Raw genomic sequence first — 26,703 nt, forward strand, 5'->3', positions numbered from 1 at the left:
TGCAAGTAACAAATCGGACAAAGGGCGCGGGAATGGTCATGAAGGTCCGCGGCGGTCCCTAGAGTTGAAGGGCAGGCAGGCTTCGGCCAACTTCCACTTTTAGTCCTGCCGTTTTGTGCTTTGAGAGGTCTCATCAGTGCCAGATATTTTGCCGCCGCAGATTGCGGACGTGCAGCAGCGTCCCTTCTACGTCAAAGTGCGTTCCGTCCTGACTGTCATCAGCACCATCTGGCTGGTCCTGGCAATTGCGGGATATGGGTTCTTTTCCGGCGGGACAACTTCCCTGGCCCTGTCACTGACCTTGATGTACGGCACGGGCATTGCCCTGCTGGTTGTCGCCTCGGCCCTGTACCGTCTGGTGAAGCGCTCGGCCGTACACCGGACGGAGACCGCCCCGGACGATGCGGCGGCAGCCGTGTTCCTGGACGCCACGCGTTCCGCCACCGAAGAACTCATGGAAGCCCTGCTGCCGGCCCGGCATGACGTGCGCCGCAGCAGCTCCCTCGCCAGCAGGCCCACCAGCCGGCCACAGACCACAGCGGCCTCCCTGGATCAGGACGCCGCTGTGCCGGCCTCCGCGTCCCTCACCGGTTCCAAGCAGGCCGTCTCCAAGCAGGCCGCCAGCAATGGAGCCGGTACCGCTGGGACCAAGAATGCAGCGGCTAAGAATGCTGCGGCCAAGAACGCTGGAAGCAAGAACGCTGGAAGCAAGAACGCAGCGGGCAGGAATGCGGCGACGAAGGACACTGCGGGTACGAACGCAGCGGCTAAGAAAGCTGCGGCAAAGAATGCCGGGGCAACGGCGGCCGGAACACAGGCTCCTGCCGCAAAGGTTTCCGCCTCTGCCAAGCCTGCCGGAACCGAGCCGGCTGCGGCAGAGGCGAAGCCCCCAGTCGTTAAGTCCGCCGTCAACAAAAAGGCTGCCTCCAAGAAGAAAAAACGGGGCAAGGCCAACAAGGCCGAGGCCACCCAGCCGGCTGCCAAAGCACCTCTGCCCGCAGCCGGCCCGGACCGGCCGAGCCAGGAGAATCCCACACCGGGTCAGGTTTCCCAGGGAAATGCCGCACCGAAGAACGCTGCACCGAAGAACGCTGCACCGGCGAATTCTCCGGCCGGAAAACCTGTTGCGCCAAAGCCTGCCCAGGCAGCAGAGGCACCCGCGGCCACCCGGGCACAGGACCCTGCCTCCGGTTCCAAGACTCAGGATGAGGCGCCGGGAACTGACGCCCAGTCGGACGGACAGGGACTCCGGAAGGCCGCCTGACCTCCTGCGCGCTGCGGTCCCTGGGGGATGCTGGTGGACGATCCAGCCGGCCGCTGGACCCGCTCTCAGGGAGTTGCCAGCTTGCTGACAGGAGCCTTCCAGACCGGTGTCCTAACGTAGTTAATACCTCATAAGGGTGCGAGTGATGAATGGATAGCGTAGTGAACTATCCGGCGCCGGCAGACTAGGGTTGTTCCCCCCAACCAACCCACAGTCTGCCGGCGTTCTTCATGTCCGGATACTTTAACCCGCAGCGAATCAACCCGCAGCGAATCCTTCAAATTCTCCCGTGGCAGCGGACCGGTGCTCTTCGACGTCGTGCACCGCACCCGGAGCCGACGGGGACCGCACCAGTTCCAGCAGGCCGTCCACGGCCGAGGGCAGGCCTTCCGCAGTGATCAGCACGGACCCGTCGGCGCGGTTGACCACCGTCCCGGTCAGCCCCAGCTTCAAGGCACGCCGCATCACCCAGTAGCGGAAGCCCACGCCCTGAACCAGGCCGTTGACGGCTGCAGTTACACGGATGGTATTGCCCGGCCCGCCGAATGGCTGCTCTGAATTCATGCCCGCAGCTTAGTCGAGCGGCTTCTCCAGCACACTGTTCGCCGCCGCCAGCAGGCTGCCGTCGGCAACCAACGTGTAGACGGCTTCAATCTCCGGTGCCAGGAAACGGTCCGGACCCGGTCCCTGCACCAGGGCGCGGATGACGCTGCGTACGGCGGTGGACACCGGAGCGCTCCGGGAGGTGCCGATGCCGCCGTCGCGCATGTCCAGGGCACGGGCGGAGGTCAGCAGCTCCACGGCCAGAACGCGTGCCAGCCCGTCCAGTGCCCGGCGCAGCTTCAGCCCGGCGGCCCAGCCCATTGAAACGTGGTCCTCCTGCATGGCGGAGGAGGGGATGGAATCCACGGACGCTGGAACTGCCAGCCGCTTGAGCTCCGAGACGATGCCGGCCTGCGTGTACTGGGCGATCATGTGACCGGAATCGACGCCGGGATCGTGGGCGAGGAACGGGTTTAGCCCGTGGCTGCGGTTGCGGTCCAGGAAACGGTCGGTCCGCCGCTCGCTCATGGAGGCGACATCCGCGACGGCGATGGCGAGGAAGTCCAGGACGTAGCCCACCGGAGCGCCGTGGAAGTTCCCGTTGGACTCCACCCGCCCGTCGATCGTGACCACCGGATTGTCGATGGCAGAGGCCCGCTCGCAGGCAGCAACGTGTTCGGCGTGGGCCAGGGTTGACCGGGCCGCGCCATGCACCTGGGGAGCGCACCGCAGTGAGTATGCGTCCTGCACCCGGGTGAACGTCTCACCGTTCTGCTCCTCCACCAGGGAGGAGCCGGCGAGCACGGCCCGGATATTGGCTGCGGACTCCGCCTGCCCGGGCTGTGGACGCAGCCCCTGCAGATCTGCTGCGAAGACTGCGGCGGTACCGAGCAGTCCCTCGACGCTCATCGCTGCAGCGACGTCCGCGGTGGCCAGCAGCTGCTGCAGGTCGGCGATGGCCATCGTCAGCATCCCCAGCATCCCGTCGGTGCCGTTGATCAGGGCCAGCCCCTCCTTCTCCTTCAGCTCCAGGGGCTCCAGGCCAGCCGCAGCCAAAGCCTCGGCCGCGTCCATGGCCTGACCGCCGGCGTCGCGCACCCGGCCTTCACCCATCAGCGCCAGCGCGCAATGGGACAGGGGAGCGAGGTCCCCTGAACAACCCAGCGACCCGTACTCACCGATGACGGGAGTGATGCCCGCATTCAGCAGTGCCGCGTACGCCTGCGCGACGGCGGGACGGACCCCGGTGCGCCCGGTCGCGAGGGTGGAGAGCCGGTTGACCATCAGTGCACGGACAACCTCACGGTCCACCTCAGCGCCGGCGGACGCCGCGTGGCTGCGGACCAGGGAGCGCTGCAGCTCAGCCCGCTGGGCCGTGGGAATCTGCTTGGTTGCCAGCGCCCCGAACCCGGTGGAGACACCGTAGTGCGGCAGGGTGTCGGCAGCGAGGGCATCGATGACCGCGCGGGAGGACTCCATGGCAGTCAGGGCTTCCGGGGCCAGCTGGACCGGAGCGCTGTCCCGGGCGACGGCGAGGATTGAAGCGGGGTCGAGCGGGCCGGGGCCGATGGCCACGGTTACGGCGGTGCTTTGGGGGGAAATCACGAAACCTCACAATGCCTTGATCCGATGCGGTGTGCAACGGAAGCGGAATCAAATGCCGAAGAATGGTACTGGCATTTCAACCAGTGAAATGCATTCGCCCGCCTTCCGCAAGCGTTCCCGCCCCCGCAGTGGAGCCCCGGATCAGGCAGAATAGGCACATGCGCCCAGCCTCCACTGTTCCCGCCCCTGCCCTGGAACCGCGGGCCCGCCGGAGAATCACCGCAGAAATCCTCATTGTCCTGGGGTTATCGCTCGGGCAATCCGGTGTTTACGCCGTCGTCAGGCTGGCGGACAAGATGACCCAGGGGCCGCTCGCCGGCCAAACAACCACACTGAATCCGGTGCTGGCGCAAAGTCCGTTCTTCGATCTGCTGTACCAGCTGCTGGGTATCTTCTTCTCGCTGATGCCCGTTGCCCTGGTCCTGTTCCTGCTCACTGAACCCGGGAAATCCGCCTTTCAGCGGATTGGCTTCACATTCTCCCGGCCGCTGCGGGACTTCGGTCTCGGTGTGGGGCTCGCTGCCGTGATCGGGGCGGGAACGCTGGGGGTCTACGCAGCGGGCCGGGCACTGGGGATTACGACGGCGCTCATTCCCGCTGCGCTGGACACGTACTGGTGGACCCTGCCCGTACTGATTCTCTCGGCACTGCGCCACGCAGTGCTGGAAGAGGTCATCGTGGTGGGCTACCTGTTCACCAGGCTCCGGGCACTGGGCTGGGGAGTGCCTGCCATGATCCTTACCAGCGCACTGATCCGGGCCAGCTACCACCTGTATCAGGGCATTGGTCCCGGCATCGGCAACTTCGTGATGGGACTGATCTTTGGTTACGTCTACTACAAAACCCGGCGTGTTATGCCGCTGGTCATCGCGCACGCGCTGGTGGATATTGCCGGATTCGTGGGATTTGCCCTGTTCGGCTCAGCCATTGGAATTGGAGACTAGCCCCGCATGGCCTTGAAAACAGTCTGGGGCGAAACCCTGGATCCCGGGAACGTCCTGCCCGAGTACCCGCGCCCCCAGCTGGTCCGGGAAAATTGGAGGAGTCTCAATGGCAGCTGGGACTACGCGTTCACACCCGCCGGCGTCGAGGAGCAGCCCGGGGCCTGGGACGGGAAAATCCTGGTGCCGTTTTCGCCCGAAGCCCCGCTCTCCGGCGTCGAACGCCAGCTGCAGCCGGAGGAGGCGCTCTGGTACCGGCGTTCCTTTTCGGTCTCCGGTTTGCTCCCGGCGGGTGGCGGGCTAGCGGCTGGTGACCCAGCGGTTGGTACCGGCGGGCGGGTGCGCCAGAGCCGGGCGGCGGGCGGTGACCTGGCGGTTGGTGACCCAGCGGTTGGTACCGGCGGGCGGGTCCTGCTGCATTTCGGAGCGGTTGACCAGTCCTGCACCGTGACCGTCAACGGCCGCCCGGCGGGCAGGCACGACGGAGGCTACCTGCCCTTCAGCCTCGATATCACCGACCTGCTGCTCCCTAGTCAGGAGCAGGAACTCGTGGTGCGGGTGCTCGACGGATCTGAGACCAACGGTGCTTCCCGGGGCAAGCAAAAACTGGAGCGCGGCGGCATCTGGTACACGGCGCAGTCCGGAATCTGGCAGACCGTCTGGCTGGAAGCGGTGCCAATGACCTGGATCCAGAGAGTCGTGATTACTCCGCTGGCTTCCCTGGACGGTGCTGAGTTCACGGTCCATGCGGGGCTGGCCAGCGGTGCAGCCGGGCGCGCGGACATTACTGTCACCGCTGAAGGGAAGGACGTTGCCCACGGCACCGCGGCTCCGGGAGAACCACTGACCCTGCGTCTGCCGGAGCCTCGGCTGTGGAGTCCGGGCGATCCCTTCCTCTATTCGGTGAGCGTGCGGCTGGGGGAGGACACAGTGCAGAGCTACTTCGGCCTGCGCACCTTCGGGATGGGAGCGGACGGGGGCGGGCATCAGCGGCTGCTGCTCAACGGCCGGCCGTACTTCCACGCCGGTCTGCTGGACCAGGGGTACTGGCCGGACGGGCTCTACACGGCGCCGGCGGACGCAGCCATGATCCATGACATCGAGACTGCCAAGGGCCTGGGATTCACGATGCTGCGCAAGCACATCAAGATCGAGCCGCTGCGCTGGTATTACCATTGCGACCGGCTCGGCATGCTGGTCTGGCAGGACCTGGCTAATGGCGGGCTGGGAGACGGCCGTGCGCCGGAACCGCTGCCGCTCCCCGGGCGTGGCAGCCGCAGCGACCGGCGTTACGCCAAGTTCGGCCGCAGTGACGCTGCCGGCCGGGAGGCTTTTCGGCAAGAACTGCGCGAGACGGTGGAACTGCTGCGCAGCGTCCCCAGCATTGCTCTCTGGGTACCCTTCAACGAAGGCTGGGGCCAGTTCGACGCAGCGGCGATTACTGCGGAGCTGCGGAAACTCGACCCGACCCGAGGGATCGACCACGCCAGCGGCTGGCACGACCAGGGGGCCGGAGACGCCAAGAGCCTGCACGTCTACGCGGTCCCGTTCCACATCCGCAGGCGCTGGCAGCGTGATCCCCGTGCGATCGTGCTGTCGGAATTCGGCGGCTTCAGCCTGCCGGTGCCGGGCCACACCTGGAACAGCAAGGTCTTCGGCTACGGGAAAACCCTGCACAGCCGGAAGGAACTGGAGCGCGCCTTCACGGAACTGCACCGCACCCAGATCGAACCTGCCGTCAAACAGGGACTGGCCGCGGCGGTCTACACCCAGCTCGCCGACGTCGAGGACGAAGTCAACGGCCTGCTCACCTACGACCGGAAAGTGCTGAAGCTGGACCGGGATACGGCCCGGGAGATCAATGCGGCTCTGATCCAGGGGCTTTCGGCCACCGTGTAGGGATGCATAACGCGGATCGCTCCGGTTTGGGACATCGCTGCCGCCGCGGACCGGAGCGAGGCCCCAAACCGGCAGCAGATTCACCGGGAGGAACGTCTACGGGACCGGCTGGGCAGTCCTGCGCTCGTCAGCCGCTGAACCAGCCCATCCGGATGCTGCGCCGGCTTCCCGACGTCGGCCCATGACCAGCGCACAAACCCGACGCCGGTGGCACGGATGGCGTCTTCGCGGAGCTTTCGCCGTCACTTTTGCCGTCGATTTCTGGGTAGTCCTGCCCGAGTCAGTATTTGTGCCAGGCCACCCGGGTCATGCGGTGGCCTGAGTGCGTCGGCCCATGACCAGCGCACAAATCCCACGCCGGTAGCACGGATGGCATCTTCGCGGCGCTTTTCCTGCAGCAGGGCTTGTTGGGATTGCCCGACGGTGCCGTTTAGCGAAGCCCCGTACTTCACGGCACCGTCGAACTCGCCGACCAGATTTCGCTGAGGCCAAAAGAAATCTGTCCGGCCAAGCACCCGGCCACCGGAAGAGCGGAACTCTTTCTGCAGATCAGGGGGTGGGAAGCCAAGCCGGTGAATGACGGCTCGGGAAAACGACTCACCCGGTGATTCTGATCGCCTGTCCGCGAAATTGATGACCCGGAGAGCGCGCGTTCGTTTGGCATGGCTTGGCAGCGCCTGAGCCAAATTCCTCAAAGCTGTCTTGTCCAACGGTGCCAGTCCGCGTCCTGGATCCGGCCGCAGTACGTGGTCCATGGCCGGAACCGCGCGCTCAAAGGGCAGATAGGCGGCCATATCAAGAACGGTCTGCCCCCGCGATGTGACAGCAAACCCTGAGGTCTCGGAGAGCGGCTCAAGCAGTTGCCGTTCGGCCCAGCGGATTCCTCCTCGACGCCGTGCATGCGATGGGGCCGAGGCCAGCACCATGATCTCGGTGGAAGAGCCGATGGTGGGAATTCCCCAAGCGATCGCAGCTGATTCCTGGACCAAGACCCGTGGATTCCGGCCTTGTTCCGCAGCTGCCGCCAGCATCGTGATTTCGCGTTCCCAACGGGGGAGATCTTCCCACTGGGCACTGGAGATGTAGACGCCGGGCCTCAGCCGGAGGAGCTCCCCGCTGCGACATCGGCTGGCGAGGGAGCGGCGCCCGGGACCGTCCCGGTCTGCGTCCGACGAGAAGAGAAGGGCTGGCTGCATCGTCCCATCTTGGCCCCTCACAGTCTTGCCCGGGGGCCGGGGTCCTCGTCTGTGGATAACCCTACGGTTTGGGGAAATCGACCAATCCGGGATTTCCCTGCCTGAGCGCACCGGAGGGAAACCCCATAACGGCTGAATTTTCCCAAAACGGAGGGAAACTATGTCTCAAAGCGGCAGGATTTTCCCCACATGGAGGGAAAGGGTGCACGGAGTGGATGGGTTTTCCCAAAACGGAGGGAAAGGGTGCACGGAGTGGATGGGTTTTCCCAAAACGGAGGGAGAGGGTGCACGGAGTGGATGGGATTTCCCTAAACGGAGGGAAACGCCCGCGCGAGCAGTCACAGTGTGGCCGGGAAGTCCCAAAACACAGGGACACGTTGCCCGCAGTTGGGCCGAGCCCTCTGATCATGAAACCCCGCGAAGGGCGTGCACTCGCGAGAACCCTGCAAACTGGGACAATCCTCCCGGTTTGGGACTTTCCTGGCGTGCCGCCGCGCAGGATTGTCCCAACGTGGCAGGGAAATCCCGAGGCGGCAGGAAAGTCCAGAAGTGGAGGGGAACGCTGCGCAGGATTGTCCCCATGTGGCAGGGGAGTCCCTAGGCCGAGAGATATCCGGGTTAACGGCTTTAGATCTCCACAAGCCCCGAAGGCGTTCCGAAGGTCACGGACATAATGCCGGGGGTGCCCTTGGGGGAAACCCAGGTGACGTCCACGGATTCCAGCGGTTCCTCGACGGGCATGCCCAGCCACTCGGTGACCCGCGCGGCAGAACCGGCAATGGTCAGGGAGTCCAGAGACACTGTTCCGTTGAGGGCACGGGACGGGTGCAGATCTGCCTTGTCCTCGTCCCAGCGCAGCATGTACGGGACCTGCGGATCAGCGATCAGGCCGTTGATGCCGATCTGCCGCCAGGTCAGTTCCTGGCCGTCGGGGAATTTCCGGTTTCCCGGAACCGAGGACCGGCCCAGTCGTTCCTCGAAGGGAGCCAGGTCATCAACCTCGACGCACCAGCCCATCCAGCCTCCGCCTGCTTCGGACCGGGCACGGACGGCCTGGCCGAAAGGAGCCTTGTCGGACGCGGGGTGGTTGAGGACTTCCACCACCTCGATGTACTGGTGGTTCGCCAGGGGCAGGATCATATTGCGGGTGCCGAAACGGGGGTGGACGCCACCCTTGACGTACTCGGTTCCAAGGGCAGCAGCAATGCGTTCCGTGGTGGCCAGCAGGCCGTCGGATTCGCAGGCATAAGAGACGTGATCCAGGCGCATGCGAACATCTTGACACGTTGTGACCTGTGTCTCGACTAAGGCAACCCTAAGCTCACTAAAACCGTGCTGCATTACATGAAGACGCAGATTTCACGCTGCGTCATATGGGTTGCGCAACTGGGCGTCCGTTGGTTCTATGGGTACAGGTCATGAGTGCCAGCAGATAGCCCCGGCTTGCTGGCCGGCAACCCTCCAACCGCGGTGGGGTGCCCCGGGTGAAGACCTGGCCGGACACCAAAAGGGTGTCACGGCAAGCGCGGGCCACACGTCTCGTTTCCGGACTTCCTCCGGCATCGCTTCCTGTGGGGCCCCTGGTCATAAAGGGAGCAAAATGTCTGCCAATTGGTCGTTCGAAACCCGCCAGATCCACGCAGGTCAGGAGCCTGACGCCGCAACCGGCGCCCGCGCCCTGCCTATCTACCAGACCTCGTCCTTCGTGTTCCCCAGCGCGGAAGCAGCGGCAAACCGCTTCGCCCTGGCCGAGCTGGCTCCGATCTACACACGGATCGGGAACCCGACGCAGGAAGCGGTGGAGAACCGGATCGCGTCGCTGGAAGGCGGTCTGGGGGCACTGCTGCTGGCTTCCGGCCAGGCCGCCGAAACGTACGCCATCCTGAACGTCGCCGAGGCCGGGGACCACATTGTGGCAAGTCCCAGCCTGTACGGGGGAACGTACAACCTGTTCAAGCACACCCTGAAAAAGTTCGGCATTGACGTCACCTTCGTGGCTGACCCGGACAACCTGGAGCAGTGGCGTGCCGCCGTCCAGCCGAACACCAAGGCGTTCTTCGGCGAAGTCGTCTCCAACCCGCGCCAGGATGTCCTGGATCTGGAAGGGATCTCCGCCGTTGCGCACGACGCCGGCGTCCCACTGATCGTGGACAACACCCTCTCCACGCCGTACCTGATCCGTCCCATCGAGTGGGGCGCGGACATCGTGGTGCATTCGGCCACCAAGTACCTCGGCGGACACGGCACAGCGATCGCCGGGGTCATTGTGGACTCGGGCAACTTCGACTTCGGGGCCGACCCGGAGAAGTTCCCCGGCTTCAACACCCCTGACGAGAGCTACAACGGCCTGGTGTACGCACGGGACCTCGGCGCGGACGGCGTGCTGGGCGCAAACCTGGCCTACATCCTGAAGGCGCGGGTCCAGCTGCTCCGCGACCTGGGTTCGGCCGTCTCGCCGTTCAATGCCTTCCTCATCGGGCAGGGCCTCGAGACCCTGAGCCTGCGGGTGGAACGGCACGTCAGCAACGCCGCCGCCGTCGCACAGTGGCTTGTTGGGCACGACGACGTCGTTTCGGTTGCGTACGCAGGCCTTGAGTCCAGCCCGTGGTACGAACGCGGACGCAAGTACGGACCCCGCGGCACCGGCGCCATCGTCTCCTTCGAGATCGCCGGGGGAGTGGAAGCCGGAAAGCGTTTTGTCGACGCACTGGAACTGCACTCCCACGTGGCAAACGTTGGTGACGTCCGTTCGCTGGTGATCCATCCGGCGTCGACCACCCACAGCCAGCTGGGCGCCGAAGCGCAGGCAGCGGCGGGCGTCAGCCCGGGCCTGGTTCGGCTCTCGGTCGGTTTGGAACACCTGGATGACATCATCGCGGACCTCGATGCCGGTTTCCGCGCCGCCAAGGGAGCATGAAGAACAGCGTGACAACGTATCCACCCGCACCGCAGCACCCCGTCAGCACCATCGACGGGGTGCTGCAGTACGCCTCCATCGGAACTTTGGAACTGGAGACCGGCGGCGTGCTGCCGGACGTGGTGCTGGGATACGAAACCTGGGGGCGGCTGAACGCCGACGGCTCCAATGCCGTGCTGATTCCGCACGCCCTGACCGGCAGCACGCACGTTGCCCGGGGACAGACGGACGAACCGGGCTGGTGGGACGGTTTTGTGGGTCCGGGACACACAGTGGACACCAACCGCTTCTTCGTTGTCTCGATAAACATGGTCGGCGGCTGCTACGGCTCCACCGGACCTGCTTCGGCCGATCCGGAGGGGCTGCCCTGGGGATCGCGCTTCCCGTTCGTCACCATCCGGGACTCGGTGCGGGCGGAAGCCCGCCTGGCCGACCAGCTGGGTATCCGCCGCTGGCACACCGTGCTGGGCGGATCGCTCGGCGGGGCACGGGCACTGGAATGGGCGGTGACTGAACCGTCCCGGGTCGCCCGGTGCGCAGTCATCGCTGCCACGGCGGCCAGCACAGGGGAGCAGATCGCGTTTGCCCAGGCGCAGGTCTCCGCGATCCGGCTGGACCCTGATTTCAACGGCGGCGACTACTACAACGGACGGGCACCGCTGGCCGGGCTGGGCCTGGCCCGCCGGATCGCCCACATCACTTACCGGTCCGAAGCCGAGCTGCAGTACCGGTTCGGCAGGACCCCGCAGCCGGGTGAGGATCCGCTGGCAGCAGCGCTCCCCGCGGAGCGCGGCCGGTACCAGGTGGAAAGCTACCTGGATCACCAGGCACAGAAACTCGCCGGCAGATTCGACGCCAACAGCTACGTCATCCTCACCGAAGCGCTGATGAGCCACGACGTTACCCGTGGACGCGGAAGCCTGGCCGAGGCCCTCTCGGTCACCGATTCAGAGTTCCTGATAGCCGCCGTCGACAGCGACCGGCTGTACTTTCCGGAACAGTCCGCTGAACTGGCCGCAGCCCTGCCGGGGGAGCACCGGGTCCACCTGATCAACGCGCCGATCGGACACGACGGATTCCTCACCGATGTCCTGCAGCTCAAAGACGTCCTGGAGCAGGGTTTCTTCGCCTAGCGGCTTCTCCGCCTAGACCTGGCCGAGGGTGTCTGCCGCCTCGCCGGAACCCTGCGGCATGCCGGAACCGAAGAACGGCCCGGCATCGGGCCGTTTCGGTGAAATACCGTCACCGGAGGACCGCTTGCGCACGCGCCGGACAACCCAGGGAACCAGATATTCGCGGGCCCAGACCAGGTCTTCCGAGCGCGCTGTCCGCCAGTTTTTGTGGGTGGCTTCCTTGACCGCATGGGGTTCGAGCGAATGGTCCACCCCGAGCGTGTCCAGCACCATGGCAGCGATCGTGTGGTGCCCGAGCGGTGAGAAATGCAGCCGGTCAGGGGCCCACATCTGTGGATTGCTGAGTTCCCGCAGCGCCCACATATCGGCCAGGACGGCGTCATGGCGGGCCGCGACGGTGCGCAGGTTCTCGTTGTAGATCGCGACGCGGCCGCGGACGCTGCCCAAGACCGGAGTAGCGCCGATGTCCGGGCCGGTGAACAGGACCACGGTGGCGCCGGTCTCACGAAGCCGGGCGATGGTGCCGTCCATCTTCTCAGCCAGCCGGTCGGGGTCGCCGCCCGGGCGGATCACGTCGTTGCCGCCGGCGCAGATGGTCACCAGATCCGGGTGCAGGTCGATGGCGGGCTCGAGCTGTTCGTTGATGATCTGGTTCAGCAGCCGGCCGCGGATGGCCAGATTGGCGTACGCGAAATCCTTGTGGCCGTGGGCGAGCTCTTCCGCCACCCGGTCGGCCCAGCCGCGGTGCCCTCCGGGGCTTTCCGGGCTGGGGTCGCCGATGCCTTCGGTGAATGAATCACCGAGGGCGACGTAGCGGTTGAACGGGTGGTCGGGATGTCCCGGATGCTCCGGAGAAGGTCCGGGCTCTGTCCGGGGAGCCGGATCGGTGGTGCTGTTTTCCTGGTTGGGGCGCAGCGAAGGGCGCTGAAGATTTTCGGTCACCTGTCCATGATTGCGGGCCGGGGCCTGGCTACGCGACCGTAGGTTGCGCGCAGGCGCATGCCAGAATGGAATTCATGACTGAAAACACTCCTTGGAATCCGGTTGTGCTCTACTCGAAGCCTGAGGAGGAGCGGGCCGGAACCCCGCTGCTGGTCCTCTTCCACGGATACCTGGCCAATGAAGAAGACCTGATGGGCCTGGCCGGTTACCTGCCCGGGGAGTTCACAGTGGCTTCTGTCCGCGCACCGGTGGCCCTGGGCCCCGGATACACCTGGTTCCCGCTCATGAACGAGCCGGACTATTCCGTGGACCGGGTTGTCTCAGCCGTTCAGGACGTCTCCGACTGGCTGGACGGCGTTAAGGACCAGCACAGCAGCATCACCCTGCTCGGTTTCTCGATGGGCATGGCCGTGGCCAGCACGCTGCTGCGGCACCGGCCGGAGGAGTTTGCCGCCGTCGTCGGCCTCTCAGGTTTTGTGGTCCCGGCCGAAGGCAACGCCTTCTTCCACGACGAGGAACTGGCAGAACTGAAGGTGCCGTTCTTCTGGGGCCGGGACCAGGCGGATCCCGTCATTGACGAAGCACGGGTGGAATACACCCACGGCTGGCTCAACGGGTACACCAAGCTGACAAAGGTCCTCTACGCAGGGATGGGACACAGCATCAGCATGCAGGAACTGGGGCACGTCAAGGAGTTCCTGACGCACACCGTCCTGGGCCGGCGCTAACCGCCGGAAGCGATCCGAACCGTTTGCCCGTTCACCTCAATGGTGTCACCGGTATGAAGCTGTCGGCCGCGGCGCTCTTCGATCTCGCCGTTGACCTTAACAAACCCGTTCTCGATCAGTTCTTTGGCGTCGATGCCGTCTTCGGCGAGGTTTGCCAGCTTCAGCGCCTGGCCAAGGCGGATCATGTCGTCGCGGATGGGAAGGTCTTGGGGATCGGTTGAACTCATGGCTCTATTCTGCCGGAGAATCCGCGGGGCAGACTCCCTTTATCCGCTGAGGTCACGGCGGGCATCCCGGACCTCAGGGCAGGCGTAGGGTTTAACGGTGCCTCAGTCCTCCCGCCTTCCCGCCGCCGTCGGCCTTCCCCTGGCCCTGCTGGCCGGGATGGCTATTCCCGCCCAGTCCAGGGTGAACGGTGCGCTAAGCACTGCGCTGGATGACAGTCTGGCCGCAGCCACGGTCAACTTCGGGATGGGGCTGGCCGTGATGCTGCTGGTCAGTGCGGTCCTCCCGCGCGGCCGGGCCGGTTTCACCCAGATCCTTCCTGCGCTGCGCGAGCGGCGGTTTCCCCGGATCTACATCCTCGCGGGTGTGATTGGCGCCTGGTTCGTCCTGACCCAGACGCTCACGATCGCCGTGCTCGGCGTCGCCGTCTTCACCGTTGCCACCGTTGCGGGGCAGACCCTCACCGGACTGGTGGTGGACCGGATGGGTATCGGGCCGGGTGGAAAGAAGGCCCTGACCCTGATGCGGGTGGTCGGCGCCGTGCTCACCATCGCGGCCGTCGCCTGGGCGGTCAGCCCGAAAATCACCGGCACCGCTGACACCGGCCAGTGGCTGCTGGCAGTGTTGCTGCCACTCAGCGCCGGCATGGCCATGAGCTTCCAGCAGGCCATGAACGGCACCAGCGGTATGCATTACGGAACGCCGATCACCGCCACGCTGGTGAACTTCGTCGCCGGATTCGCGGCGCTGCTGACTATCTGGCTCATCAAGGTGGCGGTGTCCGGATTCGGAAACCCGCTGCCGGATACCTGGTGGTATTACCTCGGCGGACCGCTGGGCTGCATCTTTATCGGCGTCGGAGCCATGCTGGCGCGGACGCTGGGCGTGCTGCTGACCAGCCTCGGCCTGATCGGCGGGCAGCTGACCGGCTCGCTGCTGCTGGACCTCACCTTCCCTGCCCCGGGCTCCACTGTTGTGGCGGCGACTGTGTTTGGCACCGCCCTGACACTGGCCGCGATCGTCGTCGCCACGCTGCCCTGGAATATGCCCGGTGTCCGCCCGCTGCGGCGGCGTGCGCGCCGATAGCCCCCTTTCGCTGCCTTGACCTTAAGCTGGTATCTATAGGTTTTGCCCTCCACCGCCCTCCCCGCGCACGTCCGCCGGGGTTCCAGGGACGGAAACGGGATCAGAAGCGGACCGCACCCAGCGGCCTGCGTGACACGAAAGAACGGCGGTACCATTCCATGGCTTCGACCAAATCCAAACTGGATCCGATCATCTCCCTCGCCAAGCGCAGGGGCTTCGTTTTCCAGTCGGGTGAGATCTACGGTGGTTCGCGTTCCGCCTGGGACTACGGGCCCCTCGGCGTGGAGCTCAAAGAGAACATCAAGAAGCAGTGGTGGCAGTCCATGGTCCGCGGGCGCGACGACGTCGTCGGCCTGGACTCGGCCGTCATCCTCCCGCGCGCTGTGTGGGAAGCCTCCGGCCACGTTGAGGTCTTCTCTGATCCGCTGGTGGAATGCCTGAGCTGCCACAAGCGCTACCGCGCAGACCACCTCGAAGAGGAATACGAAGAGAAGAAGGGCCGCCCGCCGGAGAACGGACTGGCGGACATTGCCTGCGCCAACTGCGGCACCAAGGGCCAGTGGACCGAGCCGCAGGAATTTTCCGGCCTGCTCAAGACCTTCCTGGGTCCGGTCGCCAATGAAGAGGGCATGCACTACCTGCGTCCGGAAACCGCGCAGGGCATCTTCGTGAACTTCAACAACGTGCTCACCACCTCCCGCAAGAAGCCGCCGTTCGGCATTGGCCAGATCGGCAAGAGCTTCCGCAACGAGATCACACCGGGCAACTTCATCTTCCGCACCCGCGAGTTCGAGCAGATGGAGATGGAATTCTTCGTTGAGCCCGGCACGGATGAAGAGTGGCACAAGTACTGGATTGAAACCCGCCTGAACTGGTACACGGAACTGGGCATCAAGCCGGAAAACCTGCGCCTGTTCGAGCACCCGCTGGAAAAGCTCAGCCATTACTCCAAGGGCACCACCGACGTCGAATACCGCTTCGGCTTCCAGGGTTCCGAGTGGGGCGAGCTGGAAGGCATTGCCAACCGCACCGACTTCGACCTGGGTACGCACTCCAAGCACTCCGGCACCGAGCTGAGCTACTTCAACCAGGCCACCAACGAGCGGTTCACCCCGTACGTGATCGAACCCGCCGCCGGCCTGACCCGTTCCTTCATGGCGTTCCTGGTCGATTCCTACACCGAGGACGAGGCCCCCAATGCCAAGGGCGGCGTGGACAAACGCACTGTCCTGCGGCTGGATCCGCGCCTCGCGCCGGTCAAGGCCGCGGTGCTGCCGCTGAGCCGCAATGAGGACCTCTCCCCGAAGGCCAAGGACCTCGCCGCGCAGCTGCGCCGGAACTGGAACATCGACTTCGACGACGCCGGCGCCATCGGCCGCCGTTACCGCCGCCAGGATGAGATCGGTACTCCGTTCTGCATCACCGTGGACTTTGACACCCTGGAGGACCAGGCTGTGACCGTGCGCGAGCGCGACTCCATGGCCCAGGAACGTGTCAGCCTCGACAAGGTTGAGGGTTACCTCGCCGAACGGCTGATCGGAGCGTAATGGCACTGACTTTCCGGGAATGGCGCGAGGACGATGACCTGGCGCTGGTCCAGCTCTGGGGCGATCCGGAGACCGGTGAAGCCGGGCACTTCCGGGCCGTGCTGCGGCCGTCCTCCAACGAACCGTGGAGCCGCTGCATTGTGGCGGAGGACGACGGCGTGCCGGTGGCGGCGGGTGTGGTCTATGAGACCAGCCTGCATCCCGACCGGCTCTGGGTGTACATCGAGGTGGCGCGCGAAAACCGGCGCGCCGGCCTGGGATCCACCCTGCTGGGCATGCTCCGCAAGGAAGCTGAAAGCGCACCGTCCCGCGTCACGAAGCTGCGTGCCAAGGTTGAGCCCGGTACCCCGGGTGCTGCCTTTGCCGCCGCTGCGGGCCTGGAACCGATCCAGCGCTCCCGCGTGGTGATTGTGGAACCCGGCAAGCTGAAACTGCCGGTGTTCGAAGACCACGGACCCCAGCTGGAGGAAGCCGCCACCGGGTCGGTGGAACTGACCCGCGCCGTGGCGGACTTCTACAACGCCGTCCATGACTGGGACCGCGCGGACATGAGCCTGGGCCGGGCGCAGCAGATGCTGCTCAACGACGCGGCCGGTGCCGCGGGGGCCGTGGTGCTGCGGGATAAGCCGAAGGCGGAGGGCGGCAAAATCGCCGCGTTCGCCGTCAGCTACACCTCCGAACGGGCGGACGCTCCGGCGGACGTGCTGCTGGGCTATGACACCACCTTGGAGGAATCCGAGGCGGAAGCCGCCGTGGCCTCCCTGCTGGCCATGGTTGCCTACCAGTACCCGGTGCAGCTGGAAGTCGACGAATCGATGACCGCGCTGGTCCGGGTCCTGGAACCGCTCCTTGCCTCGGGCGCTGCCCGGCAGGACGGCCGGGACACGCTGATTCTCAGCAGCTAGCACCGTCTTCAGTCACCGCCTTCAGCCACAACTGCAGATAACGACGGCGCCGGCCCCCTTTTCAGGGGACCGGCGCCGTCGTTATGTGCGGGCCTTTCGTGGTTTCGCGGCTAGCCGACCAGATGGCCGGAGAGCATGAACATCACCGAATCCGAGACCTCCTGAAGCGTGCGGTCCGGGCTGAAGACCAGCCATTCGATGCCGCCTACCAGGACTGCTCCGAACACGGTGCCTGCCATCAGCTCGGCGTCGGGGCGGTCAGGATGGGCGTGCCGGATGACCGCCACGAACTCCGCCAGCGCTTCGCGGCGCACCAGCTGCAGCGGCGACTGCCAGGACCTGTCGGTCCGGAAAATCTCCGCCGCGATCAGCTTGGCCATCGGCTGGTTGCGGGAGACGAGTTCCAGGATGGCATCCACCATGGACCGCAGCGCGGGGGCGCCGGTTTTCGTGCCTCTGGCCTCCCGCAGGGTCTCCGCCAGGGTTCCCACACCGTCCAGCAGCAGCTGCTCAAACAGCTTGTCCTTGGAGGAGAAGTTGTAATAAACGCTGCCCTTGGCGACGCCGGCACGCACGGCCACGTCCTCCATGGTGGTGCCGGTGATCCCGTGCAGGGAGGCCAGCTCTACCGCGGCATCGAGGATTGACCGCTTGGTGGCTGAAACGCGTGGCATGCAAAGTGTCCTTTATACGAGGCGTGTGTGCGTTGGTTCTCTCAGTCGATCTTAGATGTGCAGCTCCGGATGCAGCCGCTTGATCGTCCACATGCGCTGCCGGCCGGCGCTCAGCGAGCTGATCACGACGCAGACGACGGTCAGGATTGCCAGGAAGGCGAACGCGATCCACATCCGGGCATCCACTCCGCCGGTGATCAGTGCCCGGAGGCCGTTCACCACATAGGTGGCCGGCATGTACGGGTGCAGGGCCTGGAAGAATCCGGGCGTTGTCTCCACCGGGTAGGTACCGCCGGAGGAACTCAGCTGCAGCATCAGCAGCACCAGGGAGGCGACCCGTCCTGCTGCCGTGCCCAGCACAATGATCAGCATCTGCTGCAGGGCCAGGAACGCCACAGTGGTCAGGTAGAGGAACGCGCCGGTGCCGAGCAGGTACGCCGGGTGGATGTCCAGGCCCCAGACCAGCACGGCCATCATGATGATGACCTGGCCCAGGCCGATCGCCAGTGCCGGGATCAGCCCGGTGGCGGCGGCCCGGAAGCCGGACACGCCGGCGGCCAGGGCCCTGGTGGGCAGTGCCCGCAGCAGCAGCCAGGTGATGAGCGCACCCACGAAGGTGGCCAGGGCCAGGAAGAAGGGAGCAAACCCTTCGCCGAAGCTGGCTGCCTCGCTGGTGTACTCGGTATCCATCTCCACCGGGTTGGCGGCGACGGAGGCCTTGGCATCGATCAGGTCGCTGGAGTCTTCCGGCAGCGCCTGGCCGCCGGCTGTCAGGGCATCGGCCAGGGTATGGCTGCCGTCGGAGAGCTGCTCGGCGCCTTCGGAGAGTGCCGTGCCGCCGTCGAGCAGTTCGCCGGCACCGGAGGCAAGGTCGGTCGTGCCGCCGCTCAGGGTGCTGGCACCTGCGGCGAGTTCGTTGGCACCGCTTTCGGCGCTGCGTGCGCCTGCATCAACCTGCGCGGCGCCGGAGGCAAGAGTTGCTGCGCCGCCGGAAAGCTCTGACGCGCCGCCTGCGGCGGACTGGGCTCCGGCGGCCACCTGGGCCGCACCGTCGGAGAGTGTGGAGCTGCCGGCCGAGAGCTGCCCGGCGCCTGCGGCTGCTTCAGCGATACCCGACTGGAGGGAGGAGGTGCCGCCCGCCACCTGCTGCGCGCCTGCGGCCAGCGGTTCAAGCTGGGCGAGGAGCGGGCTGTTGGGGTCCGAGGCCTTGACTGCGGCGACAACCTGGTTCAGCCCCGAAGAGACCTGGGACGCGCCGGTGTCCAGGGATTTTGCCTGGGGCACAGCTGCGCCGAGTTTGTCCGAGAGGGTTCCGAGGTTTGCATCCAGTGCCGCGGCACCGTTGGCGACATCGGAGGCGCCGGCGGAAAGTGTTGCGGTTCCGCCGGCCAGCGAATCGGCGCCGGCTGAAAGGGTGCTGCTGCCCGAGGAGAGGGCCGAGGTGCCCGCGGTCAGGTCGGACAGGCCGGCAGCCAGCTGGCCCGCGCCGGAGGAGAGCCGGAAGGCGCCGTCCTGCAGGGTCAGTGTGCCGTCGGCCAGGCTGTCCAGCCCGGCCACGAGCTGACCGGCGCCGTCGACTGCTGAGTCGATGCCTGTGCTGAGTTCGCCCGCGCCGTCCGCGGCGTCACGCAGGCCGGAGCCGGCGTCGTTCAGGCCAACCAGCAGCGTCGAGGACACCTGGTCGCCCAGTTCCGAGGAAACGGCAGCCTGCACCTGGGCCATGGCCTGCTTGCCGAGCACACCGGCCAGGAAGTTGTTGGAGTCGTTGTACGCGACCTTCAGCCGTGCGGGGACGGGATTGTCAGTGCCGACGGAAACCGCGTTGGCGGAGAAGTCTTCGGGGATGGTGAGGGAGAGGTAGTAGGTGCCGTCCTCCACACCGTCCGCGGCGTCGGCCGCGTCCGTGGCGTGCCAGTCCAGATCCGCGCCGTCCAGGAGCTTCTGTTCCAGCTCCTTGCCAGCGTTGAGCTGTTCGCCGTCGCGGTCTGCGCCGGCGTCTTCGTTGACCAGGGCTACCGAGAGGCCGTCCAGGTGCTTGTCCGGGGAGTCAAAGGCCCACAGGTACAGCGCGCCGTAGATGAGGGGAATGAAGAGCATAACGACGACGGCGATCTTCGGCAGCGTGCCGCGGCGGAACCGGCTCAGCTCGGTGCCGGGGGAAAACAGGGCAAACATCAGTTGACCTCCTGGGTGAGGAGCAGAGCGGAGGGCTGGGGATCAAGGTTCTCCCACAGGCCGGAATCCTGGGATGCGGCACCGACGACGACGGCGGTTCCGTCGGCCGCGATGGCGGCGAGGCGTTCCCAGACCAGGCGGCGGGCGCCGGCGCTGTGGACCTGCTCGATGTCATCGACGAAAAGGATGCGCGGCCCGCTGAGCAGCGCCAGGGAGATGCGCAGCAGGAACTGGTCCGCCTCATCGAGGTTCCAGATCACGGCAGACGCCGGGGGGATGTGGCGCCCGCCGAAGACCGGGCCGCAGACCCGGGAGACCTGGCGGTCAGTGGTTTTCGGCACGAACGTCCACCACGGAGCGAGCCAGGCCATCCGTTCGCGCACGGCCTGGCCGACGGTAACGCCCGGCTCCAGTTCGTCAATGCCGGCGAATCCGGCGATGGCCGTTTCCTTCTGCACGGCACGGGCCTCCCGGGGGAGTGCATGGCCGAGCACCTTCAGGGTTCCGCTCCCGGCCTTCATCCGGCCCGCGAGGGTGAGCAGCAGGCTGGTGCGGCCGCTGCCGGCCGGGCCGCAGAAGACGCTGAGGGGATCGGGCACATCGAAGCTGAGCGGGCCGTAAACACGGCCCCGGGCGGCGGAGAGGCTGAGGCCCTCCGCGGTGATTACCGGTTGCACATGGTGCCTTTCTGGGATTCGGGGAAACCCCGGCCGGGACTGGATCATTCAATTTGTACTGACCAGTCAGTTTGATCTGACCAGTCAGTCTAACGCAAGTCCGGACCAAGTCCTGCATCGGATTCGGCATCCGTTCTCCGGCTTGGGAGAATGGGGATGCTTATCCCGCCGGGCACCTGGTCCGCCGAGGAACCAGTGAGGAAACAGCATGGGACACAGTCATCTCCCCGCCACCGGCGAACCGACCCGGGCCGCGCTCGCCGCCCGGCGCCGGGCCAACCGGCTGCTGGCCTGGATCCTGGTTCCCCTGGGACTGCTGGCCGCCGTCGGGATGCTGCTGCTCTGGCCGGGCGGGCAGGCCCAGGAAATCAACGTCGCCGATCCGTATGCCACGGCCGACGGCGTCAGCATCGACACCGGTTCCGTCCAGCGGGTCTCGGTGGAGGACTGCCCCTCGTCCGCGACCCTGACCCAGGCCGGCGTCCAGGCCCCCCAGTGCCAGGTCGCCTATACGCTTCCGTCCGGAGGCGGGGCTGCTGTACCGGTCGAGGTGCCGCCGGAGGTTGCGAAAACCAACGCCGTGGAGGCCGGCGACACTGTCCGTTACCTCAACCTGGAAAACGTCATGGTGGACAGCGGGGCGCCGCCCTACATCTTTATGGACTTCGTCCGGAGCGTGCCCATCGCACTCCTGGCCGTCCTGTACGCGGCTGTGGTGATCGCCGTCGCGCGCTGGCGCGGACTGCGGGCCCTGATCGGGCTGGGCGGCGCATACGCCGTGCTCGCCGGCTTTATCCTGCCCGGGCTGGTGGAGGGCAAACCGCCGCTGCTGCTGGGGCTGGTGGGCTCAAGCGTGATCATGATCGGCGTCCTCTACTTCGCGCACGGGTTCTCCGCACGTACCTCCACCGCACTGCTGGGAACACTGTTCGGCCTGGCCATCACGGCCGGGCTGGCGGCCTGGGCCACCGACGCCGCCCATCTGATCGGCGTCGACAATGAGAACGCCTATACCCTCATCAATGCCTCGGATCAGCTCTCCATCTCCGGCATCATCCTGTGCGGGCTCATCATTTCCGGCCTCGGGGTGCTGAACGACGTGACGATCACGCAGTCCTCCGCAGTGTGGGAGATGTACGAACTGGCCCCGGGAGCCTCAGCGAAACGCCTCTTCAGCGGTGCCATGCGGGTGGGCCGGGACCACATTGCCTCCACCGTCTACACCATTGCGTTCGCCTACGCCGGTGCCGCGCTGCCGGTGCTGATCCTGGTCTCGCTCTATGACCGCACCGTGCTGGAGTCCCTGACCGGCGGGGAACTGGCGGAGGAGGTCATCCGCACCCTGGTGGGTTCGATCGGCCTGGTCCTGGCCATCCCGGTAACCACCGCCGTCGCCGTTTTGGTGGTTAAGGCCGTGGGCAGCCCGCGTGGCGGGGAAGATGAAAAGGCAGGCGGTGCTTCGAGCAGGGAAGCGGGCGCCGACGCCGGCGCCCCGCCCAGTCCCCGGCGCCTGGCCCAGGCACGCCGCGCCGCCGGCGCCGACTCCGCTGATTCCGCCGACTCCGCCGGGGTGCTGCCGGCCCGGGACTAGCCGGCGATGCCACAGGGCGAGCAGGATTTGCACAGGGTTGAGAGAATAGGAACGTGACTGTTGCGACCCCAAATCTCAGGCTTGAACTGCCGCCCTTGAAGCTGGGCCGGCTGACCGTGGAGACGCCGGTGATCCTGGCGCCCATGGCCGGCATCACCAACCGGGCCTTCCGGCGGCTGTGCCGCGAATACGGCGGCGGCCTGTACGTCACCGAAATGGTGACCTCCCGGGCCCTGGTGGAACGCTCCCCGGAGTCGATGCGCATCATCGAGCACGACGACGATGAGTCGATCCGCTCCGTTCAGCTTTACGGCGTGGACCCGGTGACGGTCGGTGCTGCCATCCGGATCCTGGTGGAGGAGGACCGCGCAGACCACATCGACCTCAACTTCGGCTGCCCGGTTCCCAAGGTCACCCGCAAGGGCGGCGGATCCGCGCTGCCCTGGAAGCTGGACCTGTTCACCGCGATCGTCCAGACCGCCGTCCGGGAAGCCTCCAAGGGGAATATCCCGCTGACCATCAAGATGCGCAAGGGTATCGACGACGACCATCTCACCTTCCTTGAGGCCGGCCGGATCGCCCGCGACGCCGGTGTGGCCGCCGTGACCCTGCACGGGCGCACCGCTTCCCAGTTCTATTCGGGCAAGGCGGACTGGAATGCCATCGCCGAGCTGCGCGAAGCGCTGCCGGATGTCCCGGTGCTGGGCAACGGGGACATCTGGTCCGCTGAGGACGCCGTCCGGATGGTCGAGGAGACCGGCGTGGACGGTGTGGTGATTGGCCGCGGCTGCCAGGGCCGTCCCTGGCTGTTCGCTGACCTCCAGGCTGCCTTTGAAGGCCGCGATGAGCGGCACCGGCCCGGCCTGAAGGAAGTGGCGGACAGCGTCTACCGCCATGCCGAGCTGCTGGTGGAGACCTTCGGCGACGAAGTAATCGCCCTGCGGGACATCCGCAAACACATGGCCTGGTACTTCAAGGGCTACGTCGTCGGGGGAGACCTGCGGGCTAAGCTGGCCACTGTGCCCTCCCTCGAGGTCCTGCGCGGACTTCTGGCCGAACTGGATCCCACCGCTCCCTACCCGGGGGCGGACGCCGAAGGCCCCCGCGGGCGGGCCGGCACGCCCAAGAAAACAGCCCTGCCGGAAGGCTGGCTCGACGGACGGGAACTGAACCCCAGCCAGAAGGCCATCATCGCGGCAGCCGAACTCGATATTTCAGGTGGCTAACTCCATATGACCCTTCCGCAGGCTTTCCGCACCGCCGGTTACACCGGAGTCGACCTGGCACGCTGGGTCACCGAACCGGCCAAAAGCACCAACCGCACCCAGTTTGGACGCGACCGTGCCCGGGTGCTGCACTCTTCTGCCCTGCGCCGGCTGGGCGCGAAGACCCAGGTGGTTGCCCCGGATACCGACGACTTCGTCCGGACCCGCCTGACCCACAGCCTGGAAGTGGCCCAGGTGGGGCGGGAGCTGGGCAACGCGCTGGGCTGCGATCCCGACGTCGTTGATGCGGCCTGCCTCTCGCACGACCTGGGGCATCCTCCCTTCGGGCATAACGGCGAGTCGGCCCTGAACGATATTGCGCATGCCATCGGAGGGTTTGAAGGCAATGCCCAGACCCTGCGGCTGCTGACCCGGCTGGAACCCAAGATCATCGCTCCGGACGGCTCTCCGGCAGGCCTGAACCTGACCCGGGCCAGCCTGGACGCCTCCTGCAAGTACCCGTGGTCCGCCGTCGACGCCCCCCTCGTCAACGGCCAGCGCACCACCAAGTTCGGCGTCTACGAGGATGACCTGCCGGTCTTCACCTGGCTCCGGGACGGAGCTCCCGCCGGGCGTTCCTGCCTTGAAGCCCAGGTCATGGACCTGGCCGATGACATCTCCTATTCCGTGCACGACGTCGAGGACGCGATCGTCGCTGGGCACGTCCAGCTCAAGTGGCTGGACAATCCGGACCAGCGCGCCCGGGTGATCGGTTACACCCAGCAGTGGTATGTCCCCACGGCTGAAACGGCGGCCGTCGAGGCAGCGCTGGCCCGGCTCGAAGCCGAGGCCGTCTGGGTGCGGGAATCCGACGGAAGCCGGCGGGCGATGGCCGCGTTGAAGGACATGACCAGCCAGCTCATCGGCCGTTTCTGCTCCAGCGCTCTCGAAGCGACCCGCGGAATCTACGGCACCGACCCGCTCACCCGGTACAACGCCGAAATGGTGGTACCCGAGGAAACCCAGCTCGAAATCGCGGTGATGAAGGGCCTGGCCACCACATTCGTGATGACCACCGACCAGCGCCAGCCGCTCTACGAACGCCAGCGCGAGGTCCTCACCAACCTGGTGGCTCAGCTCGCCGCCACGGGGGACCGCCACCTGGAGCCGATGTTTGCCGCGGACTGGCGGGCAGCGGAGGACGACGGCGCCCGGCTGCGCGTGGTCATCGACCAGGTCGCGTCGCTCACCGACGGCTCCGCGCTGGCGCTGCACGAGCGGCTGGTTGGCCCGGTTCCGGCACTGTGGTGAGCCGTCCACAGCGGCACCTGTCCTGACCGGTCAATTTGGCACAGGAGAATAAGCTGGATGTATGGCCGGCCTGATTAAACGCGAAGACATTGACGAAGTACGTTCCCGCACCGACATCAAGGCGGTTGTGGATGGATATGTCACGCTGAAGTCCGCCGGAATCGGCTCCTACAAAGGGCTGTGCCCCTTCCACGACGAACGCTCTCCGTCCTTCCACGTCCGCCCGCAGGTGGGCACCTACCACTGCTTTGGCTGCGGCGAAAGCGGCGACGTCATCTCCTTCGTCCAGAAAATGGACCACGGGTCCTTCTCTGAAACCGTGGAGAAGCTGGCCGCCCGGCTGGGCTACGAACTGCACTACGAAGACGGCGGGACCGGCCCCCGCCGGGAGGACGTGGGCAAGCGGCAGCGCCTGCTGGACGCGCACAAGGTAGCGGCCGAGTTCTTCCGTACCCAACTGCTGACCCCGGGGGCGGCGGCAGCCCGCAGCTTCCTGCAGGAACGCGGCTTCGACCCGGCCGCCGCCGAGCACTTTGGTGTGGGCTATGCACCGCAGGGCTGGGACTCCCTGCTGAAGCACCTGACCACAAAGGGCTTCACCCGGGAGGAACTGGCACAGACCGGCATGTTCTCCACCGGGTCCGATGCCTCCCGCTTCTATGACAGGTTCCGCGGCCGGCTCATCTGGCCGATCCGCGACCTCACCGGGGCGGTGATCGGCTTCGGCGCACGCAAGCTCTACGAGGACGACCAGGGGCCGAAGTACCTGAACACCCCGGAAACCCCGCTCTACAAAAAATCGCAGGTCCTCTACGGAATCGACCTCGCCAAACGCTCCATCGCCAAGGACCGCCAGCTGGTGGTGGTGGAGGGCTACACCGATGTGATGGCCTGCCACCTGGCCGGCATCACCACCGCCGTCGCCACCTGCGGAACCGCGTTCGGTACGGACCACATCAAGATCGCCCGCCGCCTGCTGTCCGACGACGGCACCGGGGGAGAGGTCATCTTCACCTTCGACGGCGACGCCGCCGGCCAAAAGGCAGCCCTGCGTGCCTTCGAGGAAGATCAGCGCTTTACCGCCCAAACCTTCGTGGCGGTGGATCCGAACGGTATGGATCCGTGCGACATCCGGCAGCAGCAGGGGGATGCCGCCGTCGCGGAGCTCATCCGGTCCCGGCGCCCGCTGTTCGAGTTCGCGATCCGTTCCACCCTGGCAAAGTTCGACCTCAACACCGTGGAGGGCCGGATCGCGGCCCTGCGCGCGGCAGCTCCGGTCGTAGCGGACATCCGTGATCCGGCAATGCGCCCCGCCTATGCCCGCGAACTGGCGGGCTGGCTGGGAAGCGAAGTGGACGACGTGCTGCGGGCGGTTAATTCGGCTGCCAAACGGCTGCGCGAGGGAACCGGCACCCGGCAGGATGCCCGGGACACCGGCAACGGCGCACAGCGCGGCGGTCCGGACCGGTCCCAGCGGCCCAGCGGGCAGAATCCGGGGCAGCAGGCCGGCCAGCAGTATGCCGGCCAGCAGCATCCCGGTGAGGAACCGGGCCAGCCTGCGGCGCCGGCGCAGCAGGCGTTCGCACGCCCTGATCCCAATGATCCGGCGGCGCGGATGGAGCGGCAGTCGCTGGAAGTGGTCCTGCAGCAGCCGGGATTGCTGGACGAGGGTCAATGGGAACGGTTCAAGGCCGCACGGTTCACCGTCCCGGCGTACGTTGCCGTGCACAACGCGATCCGGGCTGCCGGCATGGTTCCCGCGTCGCCGGCGGCATGGGTGGAGCAGGTGCGGCAGGAGCTTCCGGATGCGCTGCGCGGCTTTGTCAGCGAACTGGCCGTCACACCGATTCCGGCCCGGGACGCGGACGCCCTGGCGCTGTACTGCCGGGACATTCTCAACCGGCTCTTTGAACTCCAGGTGACCCACCTCAAGGCTGAGAAGCTCGGCCAGCTCCAGCGGCTGGATCCGGGCGCGGATCCGGCCCTGTTCCAGCAGCTGAACCGTGAACTTATGGAGCTGGAGATGCAGCGCCGGGCGCTGCGGGAGATCCAGTAGCAGCAGCTGCACACCGGCCCGGCCACGGCATCCCAGTCTGCGGCCCGCCGGGGATGGCGTGGATTTCATTTCTGGACGGATCC

Annotated in this window: 22 protein-coding genes and 1 riboswitch; of the genes, 13 read left to right on the forward strand and 9 right to left on the reverse strand. The window is 66.3% G+C overall.

Going from position 1 to position 26,703, the window contains the following annotated elements:
* Positions 1-136 precede the first annotated feature (136 nt).
* Positions 137-1,264 carry a hypothetical protein gene (locus ArtHe_RS03095; protein WP_248318720.1) on the forward strand — a complete coding sequence of 376 codons (1,128 nt, stop codon included), beginning with the start codon at positions 137-139 and terminating at the stop codon, positions 1,262-1,264.
* A 258-nt stretch (positions 1,265-1,522) separates the two neighbouring features.
* Here the strand turns inward: ArtHe_RS03095 and ArtHe_RS03100 are convergent, their stop codons facing one another.
* Positions 1,523-1,828 (reverse strand): acylphosphatase, encoded by a 306-nt coding sequence (locus ArtHe_RS03100; RefSeq protein WP_248318722.1) that lies wholly within the window; start codon positions 1,826-1,828, stop codon positions 1,523-1,525.
* Between the two features lie 9 nt (positions 1,829-1,837).
* Positions 1,838-3,412: a histidine ammonia-lyase gene (gene hutH / locus ArtHe_RS03105; RefSeq protein WP_248318724.1), complete on the reverse strand. Its 1,575-nt coding sequence runs from the start codon at positions 3,410-3,412 to the stop codon at positions 1,838-1,840.
* 158 nt (positions 3,413-3,570) lie between these two features.
* On the opposite strand from hutH, the gene ArtHe_RS03110 reads away from it, so the two are divergent.
* On the forward strand, positions 3,571-4,356 hold the full coding sequence (locus tag ArtHe_RS03110; RefSeq protein WP_248318726.1) for a type II CAAX endopeptidase family protein: 786 nt from the start codon (positions 3,571-3,573) through the stop codon (positions 4,354-4,356).
* Between the two features lie 6 nt (positions 4,357-4,362).
* A complete protein-coding gene (locus ArtHe_RS03115) occupies positions 4,363-6,252 on the forward strand; it encodes a glycoside hydrolase family 2 TIM barrel-domain containing protein (RefSeq protein ID WP_248318728.1) in 1,890 nt (629 codons plus the stop codon).
* A gap of 242 nt (positions 6,253-6,494) precedes the next feature.
* On the opposite strand, the gene ArtHe_RS03120 is transcribed toward ArtHe_RS03115, so the two are convergent.
* Entirely contained in the window at positions 6,495-7,241 is a 747-nt protein-coding gene (locus tag ArtHe_RS03120) for a hypothetical protein (RefSeq protein ID WP_248318730.1), read from the reverse strand.
* A gap of 834 nt (positions 7,242-8,075) precedes the next feature.
* Positions 8,076-8,717 carry a VOC family protein gene (locus tag ArtHe_RS03125; protein WP_066302542.1) on the reverse strand — a complete coding sequence of 214 codons (642 nt, stop codon included), beginning with the start codon at positions 8,715-8,717 and terminating at the stop codon, positions 8,076-8,078.
* Positions 8,718-8,862: 145 nt separating this feature from the next.
* Positions 8,863-8,980: riboswitch (SAM riboswitch) on the forward strand.
* A 68-nt stretch (positions 8,981-9,048) separates the two neighbouring features.
* Here ArtHe_RS03125 and ArtHe_RS03130 point away from each other — a divergent pair.
* Entirely contained in the window at positions 9,049-10,365 is a 1,317-nt protein-coding gene (locus ArtHe_RS03130) for a bifunctional o-acetylhomoserine/o-acetylserine sulfhydrylase (protein WP_248318731.1), read from the forward strand.
* An 8-nt stretch (positions 10,366-10,373) separates the two neighbouring features.
* Positions 10,374-11,498: a homoserine O-acetyltransferase gene (locus ArtHe_RS03135; protein ID WP_248318733.1), complete on the forward strand. Its 1,125-nt coding sequence runs from the start codon at positions 10,374-10,376 to the stop codon at positions 11,496-11,498.
* Between the two features lie 12 nt (positions 11,499-11,510).
* Here the strand turns inward: ArtHe_RS03135 and ArtHe_RS03140 are convergent, their stop codons facing one another.
* Positions 11,511-12,440 carry an SGNH/GDSL hydrolase family protein gene (locus tag ArtHe_RS03140; protein ID WP_248318734.1) on the reverse strand — a complete coding sequence of 310 codons (930 nt, stop codon included), beginning with the start codon at positions 12,438-12,440 and terminating at the stop codon, positions 11,511-11,513.
* A gap of 74 nt (positions 12,441-12,514) precedes the next feature.
* Here ArtHe_RS03140 and ArtHe_RS03145 point away from each other — a divergent pair, with 74 nt between their 5' ends.
* Positions 12,515-13,168, forward strand: a complete 654-nt coding sequence (locus tag ArtHe_RS03145) for an alpha/beta hydrolase-fold protein (protein WP_066302654.1) — start codon at positions 12,515-12,517, stop codon at positions 13,166-13,168.
* Here ArtHe_RS03145 and ArtHe_RS03150 read toward each other — a convergent pair.
* Positions 13,165-13,395: an RNA-binding S4 domain-containing protein gene (locus ArtHe_RS03150; RefSeq protein WP_248318736.1), complete on the reverse strand. Its 231-nt coding sequence runs from the start codon at positions 13,393-13,395 to the stop codon at positions 13,165-13,167. The two genes, ArtHe_RS03145 and ArtHe_RS03150, sit on opposite strands and share 4 nt — an antisense overlap.
* Positions 13,396-13,492: 97 nt before the next feature.
* Between ArtHe_RS03150 and ArtHe_RS03155 the strand changes: the two genes are divergently transcribed.
* From ArtHe_RS03155 to ArtHe_RS03165, 3 genes are all read left to right on the forward strand, one after another.
* Positions 13,493-14,479: a DMT family transporter gene (locus ArtHe_RS03155; protein ID WP_248318737.1), complete on the forward strand. Its 987-nt coding sequence runs from the start codon at positions 13,493-13,495 to the stop codon at positions 14,477-14,479.
* Positions 14,480-14,637: 158 nt separating this feature from the next.
* Entirely contained in the window at positions 14,638-16,026 is a 1,389-nt protein-coding gene (locus ArtHe_RS03160) for a glycine--tRNA ligase (RefSeq protein WP_066302551.1), read from the forward strand.
* Positions 16,026-16,931 carry a GNAT family N-acetyltransferase gene (locus ArtHe_RS03165; RefSeq protein WP_248318738.1) on the forward strand — a complete coding sequence of 302 codons (906 nt, stop codon included), beginning with the start codon at positions 16,026-16,028 and terminating at the stop codon, positions 16,929-16,931. The genes ArtHe_RS03160 and ArtHe_RS03165 overlap by 1 nt, the downstream gene beginning before the upstream one ends.
* Positions 16,932-17,041: 110 nt before the next feature.
* Here the strand turns inward: ArtHe_RS03165 and ArtHe_RS03170 are convergent, their stop codons facing one another.
* The 3 genes from ArtHe_RS03170 to ArtHe_RS03180 are packed head-to-tail and all read right to left on the reverse strand — an operon-like array spanning position 17,042 to position 20,457.
* Entirely contained in the window at positions 17,042-17,605 is a 564-nt protein-coding gene (locus ArtHe_RS03170) for a TetR/AcrR family transcriptional regulator (RefSeq protein ID WP_066302554.1), read from the reverse strand.
* Positions 17,606-17,656: 51 nt separating this feature from the next.
* Entirely contained in the window at positions 17,657-19,780 is a 2,124-nt protein-coding gene (locus tag ArtHe_RS03175) for a YhgE/Pip domain-containing protein (protein WP_248318740.1), read from the reverse strand.
* On the reverse strand, positions 19,780-20,457 hold the full coding sequence (locus ArtHe_RS03180) for an ATP-binding cassette domain-containing protein (protein WP_248318741.1): 678 nt from the start codon (positions 20,455-20,457) through the stop codon (positions 19,780-19,782). The genes ArtHe_RS03175 and ArtHe_RS03180 overlap by 1 nt, the downstream gene beginning before the upstream one ends.
* A 208-nt stretch (positions 20,458-20,665) precedes the next feature.
* Here ArtHe_RS03180 and ArtHe_RS03185 point away from each other — a divergent pair, with 208 nt between their 5' ends.
* The 4 genes from ArtHe_RS03185 (at position 20,666) to dnaG (ending at position 26,620) form a co-directional block, all read left to right on the forward strand.
* Positions 20,666-22,048 (forward strand): YibE/F family protein, encoded by a 1,383-nt coding sequence (locus ArtHe_RS03185; protein ID WP_248318743.1) that lies wholly within the window; start codon positions 20,666-20,668, stop codon positions 22,046-22,048.
* A gap of 53 nt (positions 22,049-22,101) precedes the next feature.
* Positions 22,102-23,274: a tRNA dihydrouridine synthase DusB gene (dusB, locus tag ArtHe_RS03190; RefSeq protein ID WP_248318744.1), complete on the forward strand. Its 1,173-nt coding sequence runs from the start codon at positions 22,102-22,104 to the stop codon at positions 23,272-23,274.
* A 6-nt stretch (positions 23,275-23,280) separates the two neighbouring features.
* Complete coding sequence (locus ArtHe_RS03195) at positions 23,281-24,564, forward strand: deoxyguanosinetriphosphate triphosphohydrolase (RefSeq protein WP_248318745.1); 1,284 nt, start codon at positions 23,281-23,283, stop codon at positions 24,562-24,564.
* A gap of 61 nt (positions 24,565-24,625) precedes the next feature.
* Positions 24,626-26,620 carry a DNA primase gene (dnaG, locus tag ArtHe_RS03200; protein WP_248318746.1) on the forward strand — a complete coding sequence of 665 codons (1,995 nt, stop codon included), beginning with the start codon at positions 24,626-24,628 and terminating at the stop codon, positions 26,618-26,620.
* Positions 26,621-26,703: the final 83 nt, after the last annotated feature.

It is taken from the genome of Arthrobacter sp. Helios, from assembly GCF_023167125.1.
Taxonomy (GTDB): domain Bacteria; phylum Actinomycetota; class Actinomycetes; order Actinomycetales; family Micrococcaceae; genus Arthrobacter_B; species Arthrobacter_B luteolus.